The 16,194-nt window shown below is 72.2% G+C and carries 10 protein-coding genes and 1 riboswitch; of the genes, 4 read left to right on the top strand and 6 right to left on the bottom strand.

Annotated elements, in window-relative coordinates; translation table 11 throughout:
- Positions 1 to 14: 14 nt before the first annotated feature.
- On the bottom strand, positions 15 to 2,759 hold the full coding sequence (locus B079_RS32710; RefSeq protein ID WP_018548579.1) for an ATP-binding protein: 2,745 nt from the start codon (positions 2,757 to 2,759) through the stop codon (positions 15 to 17).
- Positions 2,760 to 2,926: 167 nt separating this feature from the next.
- Positions 2,927 to 3,391, bottom strand: a complete 465-nt coding sequence (locus B079_RS0124955; RefSeq protein ID WP_026249059.1) for a universal stress protein — start codon at positions 3,389 to 3,391, stop codon at positions 2,927 to 2,929.
- A 428-nt stretch (positions 3,392 to 3,819) separates the two neighbouring features.
- Between B079_RS0124955 and B079_RS0124950 the strand changes: the two genes are divergently transcribed.
- The 4 genes from B079_RS0124950 (at position 3,820) to B079_RS0124935 (ending at position 11,406) form a co-directional block, all read left to right on the top strand.
- Positions 3,820 to 4,806 (top strand): TolB family protein, encoded by a 987-nt coding sequence (locus B079_RS0124950; protein WP_018548577.1) that lies wholly within the window; start codon positions 3,820 to 3,822, stop codon positions 4,804 to 4,806.
- Between the two features lie 147 nt (positions 4,807 to 4,953).
- Positions 4,954 to 5,328, top strand: a complete 375-nt coding sequence (locus B079_RS0124945; protein ID WP_086022419.1) for a hypothetical protein — start codon at positions 4,954 to 4,956, stop codon at positions 5,326 to 5,328.
- A 146-nt stretch (positions 5,329 to 5,474) separates the two neighbouring features.
- A riboswitch (cobalamin riboswitch) is annotated at positions 5,475 to 5,626 on the top strand.
- 161 nt (positions 5,627 to 5,787) lie between these two features.
- The gene (gene metE / locus B079_RS0124940) at positions 5,788 to 8,100 is read left to right on the top strand and encodes a 5-methyltetrahydropteroyltriglutamate--homocysteine S-methyltransferase (protein ID WP_018548575.1); all 2,313 of its coding nucleotides are present in this window, start codon (positions 5,788 to 5,790) and stop codon (positions 8,098 to 8,100) included.
- A gap of 312 nt (positions 8,101 to 8,412) precedes the next feature.
- Positions 8,413 to 11,406, top strand: coding sequence for an acid phosphatase (locus tag B079_RS0124935; RefSeq protein WP_018548574.1), 2,994 nt, complete (start codon positions 8,413 to 8,415; stop codon positions 11,404 to 11,406).
- Between the two features lie 52 nt (positions 11,407 to 11,458).
- Here the strand turns inward: B079_RS0124935 and B079_RS0124930 are convergent, their stop codons facing one another.
- From B079_RS0124930 to B079_RS0124915, 4 genes are all read right to left on the bottom strand, one after another.
- A complete protein-coding gene (locus B079_RS0124930; RefSeq protein WP_018548573.1) occupies positions 11,459 to 12,529 on the bottom strand; it encodes an enoyl-CoA hydratase/isomerase family protein in 1,071 nt (356 codons plus the stop codon).
- Positions 12,530 to 12,610: 81 nt separating this feature from the next.
- Positions 12,611 to 13,411 (bottom strand): ECF transporter S component, encoded by an 801-nt coding sequence (locus B079_RS0124925; protein ID WP_018548572.1) that lies wholly within the window; start codon positions 13,409 to 13,411, stop codon positions 12,611 to 12,613.
- Positions 13,408 to 15,033: an ABC transporter ATP-binding protein gene (locus B079_RS0124920; protein WP_018548571.1), complete on the bottom strand. Its 1,626-nt coding sequence runs from the start codon at positions 15,031 to 15,033 to the stop codon at positions 13,408 to 13,410. The genes B079_RS0124925 and B079_RS0124920 overlap by 4 nt, the downstream gene beginning before the upstream one ends.
- Positions 15,030 to 16,190, bottom strand: a complete 1,161-nt coding sequence (locus B079_RS0124915; RefSeq protein ID WP_018548570.1) for an energy-coupling factor transporter transmembrane component T — start codon at positions 16,188 to 16,190, stop codon at positions 15,030 to 15,032. Before B079_RS0124915 ends, B079_RS0124920 begins: the two co-directional genes overlap by 4 nt.
- Positions 16,191 to 16,194: the final 4 nt, after the last annotated feature.

Here is a 16,194-nt window from a genome sequence, read left to right as displayed (position 1 = left end):
GATCCAGCCCTCCGCTACTCCCCCGTGCGGGGTTCGCCCTGATCAGGCACTGTAACTCCGGGATCTTCGGCCCGGTACTCGCCGGTGGCGGCGAGCAGGGCGCGGTTGAGCGGCACACCCGTGAGGAACCGCTCGCGTGCTTCCGGGCCGTCGATGCCGTCGGCCTTGCGCAGCACCTCGTCCCGCGCGCGTTCGAGCAGTCCGGCCGCCTCCGCGTGGGCGTCCGCGGCGGTCAGCGCGCGGTGTGCCTCGTAGAGGACTTCCTCCGTGCGCAGCGCCGGCATCGTGCCGCGTTCCTCGAGAACGGCCAGCGCCATACGGGCGTCCTCTGCGGCCTCCTCGGGGCGGCCTTCGAGCAGATGCAGTCTGCCGCGCAGGGAGTGCGCCGCGATCCGGCTCCGGTCCATGCCGGTCTCCGCCGTCTCCACGAGAGTGTCGTCGATCAGCTGGAGCGCGAGCCGGTGTTCCCTGTCCACGGTCAGGAGAACTTCGGCGTACAGGTTGCGCACGATCGGTACCAGATTCACCAGCCAGGTCTGCTGCGTCTCGGCCCACGCGTCCCTGGCACGGCGGACGGCTTCCTCCGCCCGGGCGGGCGTACGGGAGGCGATCAGTGCCACCAGGGCGTTGTTGTAGGCGTGCCAGCCGCTGAGGCCGTACCCGTGTCCCTCTTCGAACCGCATCGCCTCGCCGAGCAGGGATTCCGCCCGCTCCTCCGAGCCGAGCGCGATGGACAACTGGGCCAGGTAGTTCAGCGCGATCGGCAGTTCGACCCGGTACCGCTCGGAGCGGAGCCGGTCGACGCACCGGTCGAGGCGCTGCAAGGCCTCGCCGAAGCGGCCCGCGTCGAAAAGGTTCACCCCGATCTGCATCTCGTTCAGGTTCCGGGCGTGCTGGAGTACCGGATCGGCGGTGTCGCCCAGGCCGGGCGCCGACGCGTACAGCTCCTCGGCTTCGAGGAGTACACGGAGACCGGCTTCAAGATCGCGCTTGGGCAACTGACGACCGTATTCGACCAGGGCCACGAAGAGTGCGCGGTTGCCGCCGGGGCCGCACGCGCGGGCGCGCTCCACCGCTTCCTCCAGTTTCACGAGCGAGGGGTGCAGCCCCTTCACCGCGAGCAGTGTCTTGCCGCGCAGCAGGGTGGTCCGTGCGATCAGGAACGGGTCGTCCAGGCGATGGGCCGCTGCCTCGGCCTCCGCGGCCAGGGCGTCGATGCCGGGTGTGTCGGCGCTGCCCTGGCTCCCCTTCCAGCGCACTTCCGTGATGCTGAGCAGGAGTTCGATCGCGTCCACGAGCCTGCGATCGCGTTCCGGGCTGCCTTCGGGCAGTTCTCGCGCACTGTCCAGGGCGGACTGGCAGTATCTCTCCGCCTGGCTGAACGACAGGTCCTCCACGACGGCCGAACGGGCCAGGGCGTAGTAGGCGGCTGCACTCTCGGCGGCGCGCGCGGGGCCTGCGGCACTCAGCTGATCGGCGATGAGGACACGCATCTCGTACGGCAGCTCGTCGCCCGTGCGCGGGATCTTCCCGAGGGCGTCGGCGATACGGCTGTGCCGCAGCAACCGCGCTCCCTCGAGCTGTTCTTCGCGGACACACGCCTGAAGGGCCCGGTGCTCGAAGTCGTACCAGTCGATGTGCAGGGCGCGCGCCCAGCGGGGCATGTCCGCGCGCCGTCGCTCACGGATCATCCCGTGTCGGCGCTCCAGTTGGAGAAGCAGATCCTGCACACGGGTCTGCGGCAGTCCGGTGACCTCCGCCAGGGTGTGGGAGAAGAAGAACTCGCCCATCGTGGCGCCGACGACGAGCAGTTCCCGTACGTCGGGGTCGATGCGCTTGAACCGGTCGGCCACGGCATGGGGGAATTTCTTCGGGAGGGGTACCTCGGCTCCGTCGCCGGGCTGCCACAGCTTGAGGCACTGCTCGACGAACACCGGCCGTCCGCCGGTGACGTCCGTCAGCCGCTTGGCGAACACGGTCGGCACGGGCTGGCTCGGCAGGCGCAGCCGTACCAGTTCGCCCACGGCCCAGTCCGGAAGGGGTGGCACCCGGTGGCGGGCCACGAGCAGGTTGTAGCGGGTCTCCCATTCCTCGAGCACCTGCTCGAGCATCGCGCCGCGAGGTGTGGCCGACGCGAACGCGCCCAGGCTGAGCACCAGGGCGAGCGGTTCGCCGTCGAGCGAGGGCAGGAGGGTGTGCAGGAGTTCCAGGCTCTCCTCGTCGCACCACTCCATGTCGTCGATGAGCAGCAGGAGGGGTCCGCCGTCGCGGGCCTCCTCCAGCAGGGCGTTGACGAGTTGCCGCGTCATGGTCGCCCGGATCGGTCCGAGGCTGTCACCGGGGATGGACCCGGTGGTCACACTGGCCTCCGCCGCCGAACGGCCCGCCGAAAACAGCTCCCCGAACCCGGGGACGACGGCGGACAGCAGGGTGGGCGCGGCGGCGAGCGCCCCTCGGCCCACCGCGCGGGCCCAGCGTGACCGGCGCTGTCCCGGCCGTGGGACGGTGCTCAGCTCGGTCAGGGCATCGAGGAAGGGGCCGTACTCGCGTCCGGTGCCCAGACCTGGCATGCAGCTCACCAGTACCGTCCGGCACGGTCCGCCCGCCGTCCTGCGGCGGAACTCGGCGAGCAAGGAGGTCTTTCCCATGCCGGAGTCCGCCTCGATGATCAGGACGCTGCCGACGCCCTCCGCGAGCCGTGTCGCGACACTGCCCAGCACATCGAGACTGTCCTCCCGGTCGACGAACACCGCCGTCACACTGGCCCCCTCCGTCTCGCCCCGAGCGACCGGGGCTCACCAACTCCGCCGACGGCAAGGCTATTTCACGTGCGGTGATCCATCGAGTAGGCGTAGGGATGTGGCGGGTGCGATCAGGTGTGGTCGCAAGCCGTTCGGTCTGCTGCCGGGACGGCCGATTCGCGAGGTCACTCCGGCACCTCCGTGGTGGGCCGGACGATGACGACCGGGCAGGTGGCGTGCTGGGTGCAGTGCTGGCTGACCGAGCCGAGGAGGGCGCCGGTGAAGCCGCCGTAGCCTCGGTTGCCGACGACGAGGAGGGAGGCGCCGTCGGCGGCGTCGAGCAGGACACCGGCCGGGGTGCCGTAGGCGACCTTGGTGACGATGTCCACCGTGGGCTCCGGTCCCGCCGCCTCCGCCAGCGCTTCGGCGACGATCTGCTCGGCCACGCGCTGGAAGTCGGCCTCCGCGCCCGTGGGCGGCATCCAGCCGAGCGAGCCGTACATCTGCGGAAACTCCCAGGCGGTCACCGCCTCCAGCGTGCTGCCCGTCGTCTCCGCCTGGCGGAGGGCCCAGCGCAGCGCCCGCGTGGACGACTCCGAGCCGTCCACGCCCACGACGATCCGAGGTTTCTGCCCGGGATGACCGGCCACCGTGCCCTCCTCCGAGTACTCCGGCACTCCACTGCCCGACGCGGCACACACCCGCGCCGTCGTCCAGACCATGGTGCCGCGCGACCGCGGTTCGCGCCCGGCGACTCGGGGGTGTGTGGGGAGGACACATGGGGCGAGGGTGCCGGGGCTCTTCGGTGAGGGGGCCGACGCCCCCGTACGGGGTGGGGTCAGGCGCCGGTCGGACGCCTCACGCGGACGCGCGATCTCGTACCCGGGTTGTACGCAATTCGGCTGGTTGACCCGTGAGTCAGGGGTGCGGTTCCATCCAGCGGGGGTCTTCGGCGAGGGGCCGAGGACGCAGGGGGTGGGGGGAAAGCGTGTTCCGTGGTGTGCGGGTGTGCTTGGTGGGGGTGCTGGTGTTCGCGGGGGCGGGGAGTGCGGTGGCGGCTCCTGCTCATTCGACCGGGGTGAGAGTCGAGCGGGTCAGCACGGGGCCGGACGGGGTGCAGCTGGCGAAGGCGTCGGCGAGTGGGGTCGTCAGCGCCGACGGGCGGTACGCGGCGTTCCTGAGCGGCGACCCCGCGGGCGGTATCGACAAGTTGCTGTATCTCAAGGACCTGCGCAGCGGCAGGCTCAGCCAGGTGCCGGAGAACCTGGTGTACACCACGCTCATCGGGCTCAGTGCCGACGGTCGCCGGATCGCGTACTCCGACGGCAACCGCTATCCGAAGCCGTACGTCTACGACCGCGTGACCGGCGAGACGCGGCAGCTGTGGCCCGCCGAGGGCGATGCGTACGAGCTGGGTGAGACGGCGGCCATCAGCGGTGACGGCCGGAGCGTCGCGTACACGCTCGGCAACCGGCACGGGCTGGAGTACGCGGGAGTGCTCTACGTGCGTGATCTGGTCACCGGCGCGGACGATCAGATCGTCAGGCTGGACCGTGACTCCATGGTCAGCGGGGTCGCGCTCGATGCGAAGGGCCGCAGTGTCGCGTACGGCGTGGTCACGAGCAGTGGCGAGGGCCAGATCCATGTGCGGGACCGCCGTACCGGAACGACCCGTCGTGTCGACACCGGCACTCCGGCTCACTTGGTCCAGCTCTCCGCCGACGGTCACCGTGTGCTGTTCAACGTCCAGGCAGCGGACGGGACGTGGGTCGCCCATCTGCGTGACCTCCGCACCGACCGGGTCCGCCGGCTCGCCGACGGCCCCGCCGCAGCGGGCGACGGCTCACTGCGGCATATCCTGCTCACCGACGGCGACTCCCTGGTCCTGCGCGACCTACGCACCGGCCGCGAGCGCACGATCGCCCCGACGGCGTCCGCCACCGCACTCCCCGGCTCGGTCACCCGCACCGGCGACGCGGCCGTCTTCACCTCCACCGCCGACGACCTGGTGCCTGGCGACACCAACGAGGTCTCGGACGTGTTCGTCACCCGGCCCCGCCGGTAGGCGGAACGGAGGGAGCAGGAGCAGACACCGTACGACAACTGCCGTACTCGGTGGCCCCGGTGGTCGGAGCCGGGCCTGCGCCGGGCCTGGACCTCTCCTCGTTCTGCGATCATGATCGGGAGTGAGCGGGGAGAGGGGTGGTCGAGCGTGTCCGAGGCACCGGCCGGAGGCGGGAGCGCCCCGGGGCAGCCCGTGCCGTGCCGGGTGGTCGTGTGCCGGGACTGCTGCTGCGGCACCGCCAAGGTGCCCGGGGTGGACCACGCGGCGCAGACCGCGCGGCTGCGTGCCGAGGTGCCCGTGCGCGTCTCGGAGTGCCTGGACGCGTGCGAGCGGGCCAACGTCATCGTCGTCCAGCCCTCGGCCGCCGGGCGAGCGGCCGGGGGCCGACCGGTCTGGCTGGGCCTCGTGAACGACCCCGCCGCGACCGAGGACATCACCGAGTGGGTACGGGCCGGAGGTCCGGGCATCGCGCCGCTGCCGGAGATCCTGGGGCTGTACGCCTTTCCGCCGCCGAGGCGCTGACGGCGCTCCCCGCTTCCCGTACGACGCCGAGGCGGTCTCCCTCCCCACGGCCATCCGAATGGTGGACGTGACTCCCCTTTTCCCTGATCGGCCCCCTAGGCTGACCCGTGCAGCTGGTTCGACCCGTCCGCCAGGCGGGGCCGTCGTAAGAGGGAACCCGGTGAAAATCCGGGACTGCCCCGCAGCGGTGAGCGGGAACGACCGCCGTCATACGCACTGGGTCCGAGCGGGCCTGGGAAGCGACGGCCAGTAGGTGTCCTCCGGTACGAGGAGGGCGTGCCCGCGAGTCCGAAGACCTGCCGACTGCCCGCGCGCGAACGCTCGTGCGCGGTATCCCGGTGACCTCGAGGGCGGGTCGGCGCAGACGATCGGACGGCGGTTGCCGTGCGGTCCGTCGCCCCTTCGCGTGCTCGTGGTGTCCCCGGGATCTCAGGGATTCATCTCGCGAAGGAGATCTCCGTGACCAGCAAGTCCGCAGCCGCGGCAGCACGGGCCACCGTGTACGGCTACCCCCGCCAGGGCCGGCACCGGGAACTGAAGAAGGCCATCGAGGGCTACTGGAAGGGCCGCGTCACCGCCGACGCCCTGAAGGACACGGCCGCCGAACTGCGCCGGACCAACTGGCGGCAGCTCGCCGACACCGGCATCCACGAGGTGCCCACCGGCGACTTCTCGTACTACGACCACGTCCTGGACACCAGCGTCATGGTGGGCGCGATCCCGCAGCGGCACCGCGCCGCCGTCGAAGCCGACGCCCTGGACGGCTACTTCGCGATGGCGCGCGGCACCCAGGATGTCGCCCCGCTGGAGATGACCAAGTGGTTCGACACCAACTACCACTACCTGGTCCCCGAGTTGGGCCCTGACACCGCCTTCACCGCCAACTCCGCCAAGCAGGTGGCCGAGTTCAAGGAAGCCCTCGCCCTGGGCCTGACCGCCCGTCCCGTCCTCGTCGGCCCGGTCACGTACCTTCTGCTGGCCAAGCCCGCACCCGGCGCCCCCGCCGACTTCGAACCGCTCACCCTGCTGGACCGGCTGCTCCCCGTGTACGCCGAAGTGATCGCCGACCTGCGCGCGGCCGGTGCCGAATGGGTCCAACTCGACGAGCCCGCCCTGGTGCAGAACCGCACTCCGGCCGAGCTGAACGCGGTCGAGCGCGCGTACCGCGAGCTGGGCGCCCTCACCGACCGGCCCAAGCTCCTGGTCGCCTCGTACTTCGACCGGCTCGGCGACGCCCTGCCCGTGCTGGCCAAGGCACCCGTCGACGGCCTCGCACTCGACTTCACCAGCGCGGGCAACCTGGAGGACCTGGCCGCCGTCGGCGGACTGCCCGGCAAGCGTCTGGTCGCCGGTGTCGTGGACGGCCGCAACATCTGGATCAACGATCTCGCCAAGTCCCTGGCCACCCTGGGTACGTTGCTCGGTCTGGCCGACCGCGTCGACGTGGCCGCCTCCTGCTCCCTGTTGCACGTCCCGCTCGACGCGACCGCCGAGCGGGAGATCGATCCGCAGATCCTGCGCTGGCTGGCCTTCGCCCGCCAGAAGACCACCGAGATCGCCACCCTCGCCAAGGGCCTCACCCACGGCACCGGCGCCATCTCCGCCGAACTCGCCGCCAATCGTGCCGACTTGGCCTCCCGGGCCACCTCCCCCATCACCCACGACCCCGCCGTCCGGGCCCGCGCCACCGCCGTCACCGAGACGGACGCCCGCCGCTCCCAGCCGTACGCCGAACGCACGGCCGCGCAACGCGCGCATCTCGGGCTGCCGCTGCTCCCGACGACCACGATCGGATCGTTCCCGCAGACCCCCGAACTGCGCACCGCCCGCGCCGACCTGCGCACCGGCCGCATCGACACCGCCGGATACGAGGAGCGCATCAAGGCCGAGATCCAGGAAGTCATCGCCTTCCAGGAGAAGACCGGCATCGACGTCCTGGTGCACGGCGAGGCCGAACGCAACGACATGGTGCAGTACTTCGCCGAGCAGCTGACCGGCTACCTCGCCACCCAGCACGGCTGGGTGCAGTCGTACGGCACCCGTTACGTCCGCCCGCCGATCCTCGCAGGCGACATCTCCCGCCCCGAGCCGATGACCGTGCGCTGGACCACGTACGCCCAGTCACTCACCGACCGCCCGGTCAAGGGCATGCTCACCGGGCCGGTCACCATGCTCGCCTGGTCCTTCGTCCGCGACGACCAGCCCGTCGGCGACACCGCGCGACAGGTGGCGCTCGCCCTGCGCGACGAGGTCAACGACCTTGAGGCGGCGGGCACTTCCGTCATCCAGGTCGACGAGCCCGCCCTGCGTGAGACGCTGCCGCTGCGCGCCGCCGACCGCCCCGCCTACCTGGACTGGGCCACCGAGGCGTTCCGGCTCACCACCAGCGGGGTCCGTCCGGACACCCAGATCCACACCCACATGTGCTACGCCGAGTTCGGGGACATCGTCCAGGCCATCGACGACCTCGACGCCGACGTCATCAGTCTGGAGGCCGCCCGCTCCCATATGCAGGTCGCCCGCGAACTCGCCGCCCACGGCTACCCGCGCGAGGCCGGACCCGGCGTCTACGACATCCACTCCCCGCGCATCCCGAGCACCGAGGAGGCCGCCGACCTGCTCCGCGCGGGCCTGAAGGCCATCCCCGCCGAACGCCTGTGGGTCAACCCCGACTGCGGGCTGAAGACCCGTGGCTGGCCCGAGACCCGCGCCTCTCTGGAGCACCTGGTCCTCGCGGCCCGCACGGTCCGCGACGAGCTGAGCGCGTCGTGACCGGCACACCCTGACCGGCCCTTTCCGGCAGCCGGGCGGTGGAGGCGACCGGGATCGCCTCCACCGCCCGCGCCGGGGCCGCCTCCGCCGCCCGCGCCGAGACCAAGCCCGGGTCCGAGTCCGAGTCGGGGCGACCCCGCGCGACCTGGGCCCACCGCCCACCCTCTTGACATGCTCACCACCTTCCGGTCCCCTGGAACCCGTCACCGCACCTGACAACGTTGTCTCCCTGAAGGGCGGACGCCCGTCCTCGGTCCCTCCCGGCCCGAACCCGCCCCGCGCGCCCCGTTTCTCCGACGAAGGGAACGCCCCGTGCGTCTGCTCCGCTCAGGCTGCCGACGGATCGCGGTGCTCGCCGCGTCCGGCTTGCTGACCGTGCTCGGCACCCCGTACGCCCACGCCGCCGCCCCCGATGCGACGGCAACGAGCACGGGCGTCAACGCCGGGAGTGACGTGGGCGGTTACTGGGCCACGTCCTTCGAGCCGGGCACCGCGCGACCGGCCGGTTTCCCCGCCGACGGCGCCACCGCGCACCTGCGCGGCGAGACCACGAAGGTCAACTCCACCGTCCAGAAGGTCACTTCAGGCTTCGCCAACAGCACCAGTCCGACCGAGAACGTCACGCGCCTCGCGGACGACGACAGTTCCACCAAGTGGTACGCCGCGGGCAGCGGCAGACCGTCCGTGAGCCACCCCGTGTCCGCCGTCTACACCCTCGAACGGGCCACCGCCGTCACCGCCTACTCGCTGACCTCCGGCAACGACGCGCCACCGCGCGATCCCGCCGACTGGACCGTGCTCGGCAGCAACAGCCCCGCCGCTGCGGGGAACGCCGACGACACGTCCTGGACCGTGCTCGACACCCGGCAGGACCGCCGCTTCGGGGCGCGGGCCCAGACGGAGTTCTACGGAATCGGCCACCCTGCCGCGTACCGCTACTACCAGCTGCGGATCACCGACAACTGCGCGGACCGGTGCGACGGTTCGACGGGGGACGCCGCCAAGGTGCAACTCGCCGACTGGACCCTGCGCAGTTCCGCAGGCACCGCCGCCGCCGCGTTGGGCGTGTCCGTCGAGGACGCCCAGTCGGTCGGCGCGGCGGACGGCACGTCGGCCCTGCGCTATGCGGGCCGGGTGCTCGCCCGGGGTCATGCGCACTCCCGGGTGGTGCTGCGCTCCGGGCTCGACGTGCCGGTCGGGCCGGGGGCCACCTTCGGCTACGCGATCCGGCCGACCGACGCCGCCTCGGCCCACGCCGCCGTGGACGTCGTCTACACGGACGCGCACGGCCGCCATGTGCGCCGCCTGACCGCTCAGCGTGCCCTGCGCGACAGCGCGGGACGCCCGCTCGGCGCCGTGGCCCACGGCGCAAGCCTCACCCCCGGCGTCTGGAACCGGGTCACGGTCGACCTCGGTTCCCTGGCCGGTGCGCGCGTGCGCGAGGTGCTGCTCGACTACGACGACCCGGCGGCGCCCGCCGGTGCCACCGTGTCCGGCTGGGTGGACGACATCAGCCTCGGCCGCGCGGCCGTGACGTCCTCCACGAGCTGGAGCTATCTCGACGCGGCGGATGTCGACCCGGCGGCGGGCGCCGCCGACCGTACCGCCTGGACCCGGACCGGTGCCGCCACCACGGGCGTGCCGTGGAAGAGCGCCGCCGGACCGTTCGGGGTCAAGGGCGACGGCACCGACCTCGGCAGCGGCTTCCCGGTGACGACGAAGCTCGCCCTGCGCAAGGACGACGGCTCGGGCGACGACATCGAGGCGTACTTCTTCCGTACGTCGTTCACCCTCGGCCGCTCCACCCTGGACACGCTCACCGGTCTGGTCGGATCGGTGGTCTTCGACGACACGGCGACCGTCTACGTCAACGGCCACCGGGTCGCGGGCTGGAACGACGACAGCGTCACCCGGAACCTCCAGTACCAGACGCCCGGTGGCGCCTCCGGTGCCGGTGACCCGGTCCGTCGGACCTTCGCCGTGCCCGTCACCGACCTGGTCGCCGGGGTCAACACGCTCGCGGTGGAGGTCCACCAGTGCAACAGCACCAGTTCGGACGCCTACTTCGCGCTGCCGGAGCTGGCCCAGACCACGGACTCGCTGCCCTTCGAGGCCGCCCGGCTCGGCACCGCCTACGCCTCCGACACCCTGCCGGTCCCGCCAGGCGGAGGCGACTACTTCACCTGGGCACTGCGCTCCTTCACCGAGGCGGCGAACACCCCGTCGGTGATGGGCCCCAACGCCGTACTGCCCAGCGGCACCACCTACGACCAGCTCACCGCGCTCGACGACAAGATCGTGGCCGACATCAACAACGCGCCCTCGGACGCCACCGATCCACAGGTGCACGAGGCGCTGATCGACGGCGCGGGCAGCCCGTACCGGACGATGGCCGACGGCCTCGGCGCCACCGTCGGGCGGCTGTACACCCAGGCGCTCCGCAACGGTGAACTCCCCAAGACGCAGGCGCTGTTGAGCGGTCGCGTCGAGCACACGGCCACGTCGTCGGCGGACTGGTACCAGACGGCCAAGAACACCTACCGGTACAAGCGGCCGTTCGTGCGGATGGGCTTCACCGGTGACGGCGGTCTGATCGAGCAGTGGGACTCGGCGGGCGGTTACGCCGGGCTCGCCGGGGACGGCTCCTTCCCCAGCGGCCACACCAGTCACGCCTACGCACAGGGCATCGTGCTCGCCACGCTGCTGCCACGGCTCGCCCCGCAGATCCTCGCGCGCACCGCGGACTACGCCGACAACCGGATCCTGCTGGCGTACCACTACCCGACCGACATCATGGGCGGCCGCATGGTCGGCGAGAACACCGCTCAACTGCGCTGGTCCGACCCTGGGTTCCGCACCCTGCTCAAGGAGGCGAAGACTGAGCTGGAGACGGTGCTGACGCGCAAGTGCCGGGAGGCGGGAGCGGGCGACACGCTCACGCGGTGCGTCGACGGCCAGCGCCCCTATCTGCCCACGTCCCGCGCGCTGAGCGTCTACCACCAGCGGCTGACCTACGGCTTCCCGCGGATCGGCCCGAGCGGTGCGCCCGCGAAGGTGCCGGCGGGGGCGGAGGACCTGCTGCTGACCACGTTCCCGCCGCTGACCGACGGCCAGCGGCGTACGGTGCTGGCCGCCACCGGACTGCCCTCGGGCCACGTCCTGGACCAGGAGGGCGACGGCGGCAGCTGGCAGCGCCTGGATCTGGCGGCGGCGATGGCCGCGAAGGTCACCGTCGACGGCCCCCATCACCGGCTCGTGGTCGACGGCGTCCCGGTGGACGCCCAAGGGCGGCCCGTGCGCCGGTGAAGCGGCTGTCCGGTCAGGGCGGCGGAGCCGGAAGGCCCCGCCACCGGCCGGATCAGCCCGCCTTCCGGCCGTCCACCCCGCCTAGCCCCAGCTCCCGCTCACCGAGCGGCGCGAAGAAGCGTTCCACGTCGGCGTCGGTGACCTCGGCCAGGGTGGCCGGGGTCCAGTGCGGGTCGCGGTCCTTGTCGATGATCTGGGCGCGGACGCCCTCCACGAGGTCGGAGCGGGTCAGGCCCGCGCAGGAGACGCGGTACTCCTGGTCCAGGACCTCCTCCAGGGTGCCGAGCCGCCGGGCGCGCCGCATGGAGGCGAGGGTGACCTTCAGGGCGGTGGGCGACCTGGTGAGCAGGGTCTGCGCGGCCTCCTTCGCGGCGGGGTCGTCGTGTGCGAGGAGCCTGTCCAGGATCTCCTCGACCGTGTCGGCGCCGTAGCAGGCGTCGATCCACTCGCGGTGCCGGGCCGACTCCCCCTCCGGGGGCGTCCGTACGTGCCGCGTGACGGCCTCCCTCGCGGGCAGCGTGGCGAGGTCGTCCAGCAGGGCGGGGAGCGCGTCGGAGGGTACGTAGTGGTCGGCGAGCCCGCACAGCAGCGCGTCGCCCGCGCCGACGGCGAGGCCCGTGAGCGCGAGATGCGTGCCCAGTTCACCGGGCGCACGGCTGAGCAGCCAGGTACCGCCGACGTCGGGGACGAACCCGATGCCGGTCTCGGGCATGGCGACCCGGGACCGTTCGGTGACGACCCGGACGCTGCCGTGTGCGGAGATGCCCACGCCGCCGCCCATGACGATGCCGTCCATGACGGCGACGTACGGCTTGGGGTAGCGGGCGATGCGGGCGTTGAGGCGGTATTCGTCGCGCCAGAACGCGGCGGAGGCGGTGCCGTCGCCGTCCCGGGCGTCATCGTGGACGGCGCGGATGTCGCCGCCCGCGCACAGCCCGCGCTCCCCCGCGCCGGTGATGACGACGGTCTCGACGGCCGGGTCGTCCTCCCAGGCGGTGAGCGCTTCGTCGATGAGCCGGACCATGGTGTGGTTCAGCGCGTTGATCGCCCGGGGCCGGTTGAGCACGAGGTGACCGGCGTGCCCGGTGGTGCGCGGCAGTACGGGCTCCTCGCCGCCGCTCATCGGTTGTCCTGCGTCAGGCCGGGGGCCACGATGCCTCGCATGATCTCGTCGGTTCCTTCCAGGTTTCGGTGGTCGCGCCGGTCAGGGGCGATCGGGTGCGGCGAAGCGTACCGGCGCCCGGAACCGCGCCCGGCGGGCGGCCCGGCGGAACGTCGTGAGCACCGCAGGTCCCGCGAGGAGCACGCACACGAAGTTGGTGACGGCGCGGCCGGTGTCCCAGCCGAGGGAGGTCGCGAGGTCGAAGGCGACGTAGCGGTGCCACTGCTCGGTGAAGGGGAGGCCGGGGAGGTAGGCGATGGAGCTGTTGGGGTCGAGGGAGAAGGGCCAGAAGGAGAGGTTGAGGAGGAAGCCGAAGAGATAGCCGGAGAGCGAGCCGTAGACGGCGAGCATCAGCACCTCGCGGCGCCCGCTCGCGCGCGGCAGGAACCCGGCGAGCATGCCGACGAACGCGCAGCCGAACATCTGGTACGGCATCCAGGGCCCCACTCCGCCGGTGATGAGCGCGGAGGCGAACAGGGAGGTGCAGCCGAGGGTGAAGCCGAAGCCGGGGCCGTAGACCCGCCCGGCGAGGACCAGGACGAAGAAGACCGTCTCGATCCCGGCCGTACCGGCGCCGAGGGGGCGCAGGGCCGCGTTGACGGCGGACAGGACGCCCAGCATGGCGAGCGCCTTGGAGTCGATGCCGCCCTCCGCGATCTCCGAGAGCACCACGCACAGGATCAGCACCAGCAGGACGCCGAAGATCAGTGGGGGTGCGTAGTTGGAGCCGAAGGTGCCGGGTGCGACGACGAACGGCCAGAAGAACGCGACCACTCCGAGGAAGGCGGCCAGGACCATCACCACGCCCACGCGCGGGGTGAGCCGGATGGCGTGTGCCGTCATGCCGAGTCCCCCAGGAAAGCGCGTACTTGATGCACCGTCAGGAAGGGCGCGGGTGCCAGGATCTTCGCCGTCTGCGGGGCGAACACCGGTGAGGAGACGATGACTTCGGCGGTGGGGCCGTCGGCCACGATGTCCCCCTCGGCCATGACGATCACGCGGTCGGCGGCACGGGCGGCGAACTCCACGTCGTGGGTGGAGATGACGACGGTACGGCCCTCGGCGGCGAGCGCGTCCACGACGGCGATGAGCTGTTCCTTCGCCCGGTAGTCCAGGCCCCGGGTCGGCTCGTCCAGGAGGACGACCTGGGGTGCGGCGGAGAGCTGGACGGCGAGGACGAGGGCGAGTTTCTGTCCCTCGGAGAGGTCGCGGGGGTGGGTGGTGTCGTCGATGCCGGGCGCGAGCCGGTCGAGCAGTTCACGGGCCCGTACCTTCGTGCCCGACTCGGCGTCCGCCTGGTCGAGTTCCTGCTTGACGCTCTCCAGATAGAGCAGGTCGGCGGGGGTCTGCGGGACAAGGCCGACCAGGCGTCTGGCCTGTGCGGCGGGCACGGTGCGCGGATCGACCGGGGTGCCCGCGTGCTCGACCTTCACCGTGCCGGAGCGGCGCGGTCCCGAGCCCTGCAACGCCCACAGCAGGGAGGATTTCCCCGAGCCGTTGCGGCCCATCAGCGCGGTCACCTCCCCTGCTTTCAGGTCGAGTTCGGCCTCTCGGACGGCGGGCACGCCCCGGTGGGTGACCGTGACGCCGCGCGCGGTGAGCAGCCTGGCCGGGGTGGTGGCCGGGGGCGTACGGACCGGGTCCGGGACCGCGTCCGCGAGCCGGGTGCGCAGGGGCGCTGCCGCGCGGCGGGCGTCGCGGATGGACAGCGGGAGCGGGGACCAGCCCGCGAGCCTGCCCAGCTCCACGATCGGCGGGGCGATGGACGAGGTGCGCAGGATGTCGGCGGGCGTGCCGATGCGGGCGCGGCCGTCGCCGGGGAGGTGGATGACGCGGTCGGCGTACTGCACGACGCGTTCGAGGCGGTGTTCGGCCATGAGCACGGTGACGCCGAGGTCGTGCACGAGCCGGGTGACGGCGGACAGGACCTCCTCGGCGGCGGTGGGGTCGAGCGCGGAGGTGGGTTCGTCCAGGACGAGCACGCGGGGGTGCGCGGTGAGCACCGAGCCGATGGCGACGCGCTGTTGCTGTCCGCCGGAGAGTTCGTGCAGGGCGCGGTGGCGCAGGTCCGCGAGGCCGAGCAGGTCCAGGGTCTCCTCGACGCGTTTGCGCATGGTCGCGGGCGGGATCGCCAACTGCTCCATGGCATAGGCGAGTTCTTCCTCGACCGTGTCGGTGACGAAGCCGTCCAGCGGGTCCTGGCCCACCACGCCCACCACGTCGGCGAGTTCGCGGGGCGGATGGTGGGCGGTGTCGCGGCCGTCCACGGTGACGCGGCCGTACAGGGTGCCGCCGGTGAAGTGCGGCACGAGGCCGTTGACGGCGCCGAGCAGGGTGGACTTGCCGACGCCCGTGTGCCCGACGACCAGGCAGAGTTCGCCCTCCTCCACGGTGAGGTCGACGTCCCGCAGGGCGGGTTCGGGCATGTCGTCGTAGTGCAGGGTGACCTGGTCGAAGGTGATCACGCGGGGGCGGCCTTCCGGAGCGGGTGGGGCGGGGGTGCGGCGAAGGCGGCCGTACCGGCGAGGAGGATCGCGGCGGTCGGGACGAGCGGGAGACCGGGCCAAGTCAGCGGATAATAGGTGGGGTTGAGCTGGGCCGGGTCGTAGCCGAGGTTCCCGAAGAGGAGGACGGCGGACAGTACGCCGCTTCCCGCGACGGCCCATTCGGGCAGCCGCCAGGGGTCGGGCCGGTAGGTGGTGCGGGTGACGCGGCGCCCGCCGAGCCGCAGCCCCGCCACGCACAGCACGGCCCCCACGCCCATCGCGGGCAGCCCCAGGAACGCGGGCGCACTGGCGTCGAGCAGCCCGTAGGCCCCGGCGCACAGGCCGCACATGCCGAGCAGCATCAGCGCACCGGTGATCCGCCGGGAGCGGCGGGTGGCGGTGCCCGCGCGGCCGTAGCCCCGGGAGTCCATGGCGGCGGCCAGGCGCAGGGAGCGTTCGAGGGCGTCCTCCAGGACGGGGACCGCGATGCCGCGCAGCGCCTTCGTCCCCTTGGTGTGTCCGGCGCGCAACTTCCGCGCCCGGGAGACGCGTTGGACGCTCTGTACGAGCTGCGGGGCGACGCTGATCGCGACGGTGACGGCCACGCCGAGTTCGTAGAGCGCGCCGGGCAGCACGCGCAGGGCGCGTTTGGGGTTGGCGAGGGTGTTGGCCGCGCCGATGCAGCACAGCATGCAGGCGAGGCGCAGCCCGTCGGTGGCCGCCGACAGCAGCGCCTCCAGCGAGACCGGGCCGCCGAGCTGGATACCCGCGTACCAGTCGGGGGTGGGGATGTGCGGCAGGGAGAACAGGAAGTGGTCGTGCGGGGTGATGCCGGTGGCGAACACGGCCCGGAAGACCACGCGGATGGCGACGACCGTGAGCGCGAGATACAGGTAGTACGTGAAGCCGCGCGCCCACGGCGCCTCGGTGCGCCGCGCGGTGACGACGTAGCCGAGGACGGCGAGCACGAGGAACAGCAGCAGCGGGTTGTTCGTCCGGCTGACGGCGGTGGCGAGGGACAGCGCCCACACCCACCAGGCGACCGGGTGCAGGGTGCGCGGCAGGCGCCGTCCGCCCTGGTCCGGCGCCGGGTCAGCGGGAGACGCGGGCGCCGCCGCGACGGTCGTACGGGCCATCGGG

The sequence above is a fragment of the Streptomyces sp. LaPpAH-108 genome (assembly GCF_000373625.1).
GTDB lineage: Bacteria > Actinomycetota > Actinomycetes > Streptomycetales > Streptomycetaceae > Streptomyces.
This window is presented reverse-complemented; position numbering and strand designations above follow the sequence as displayed.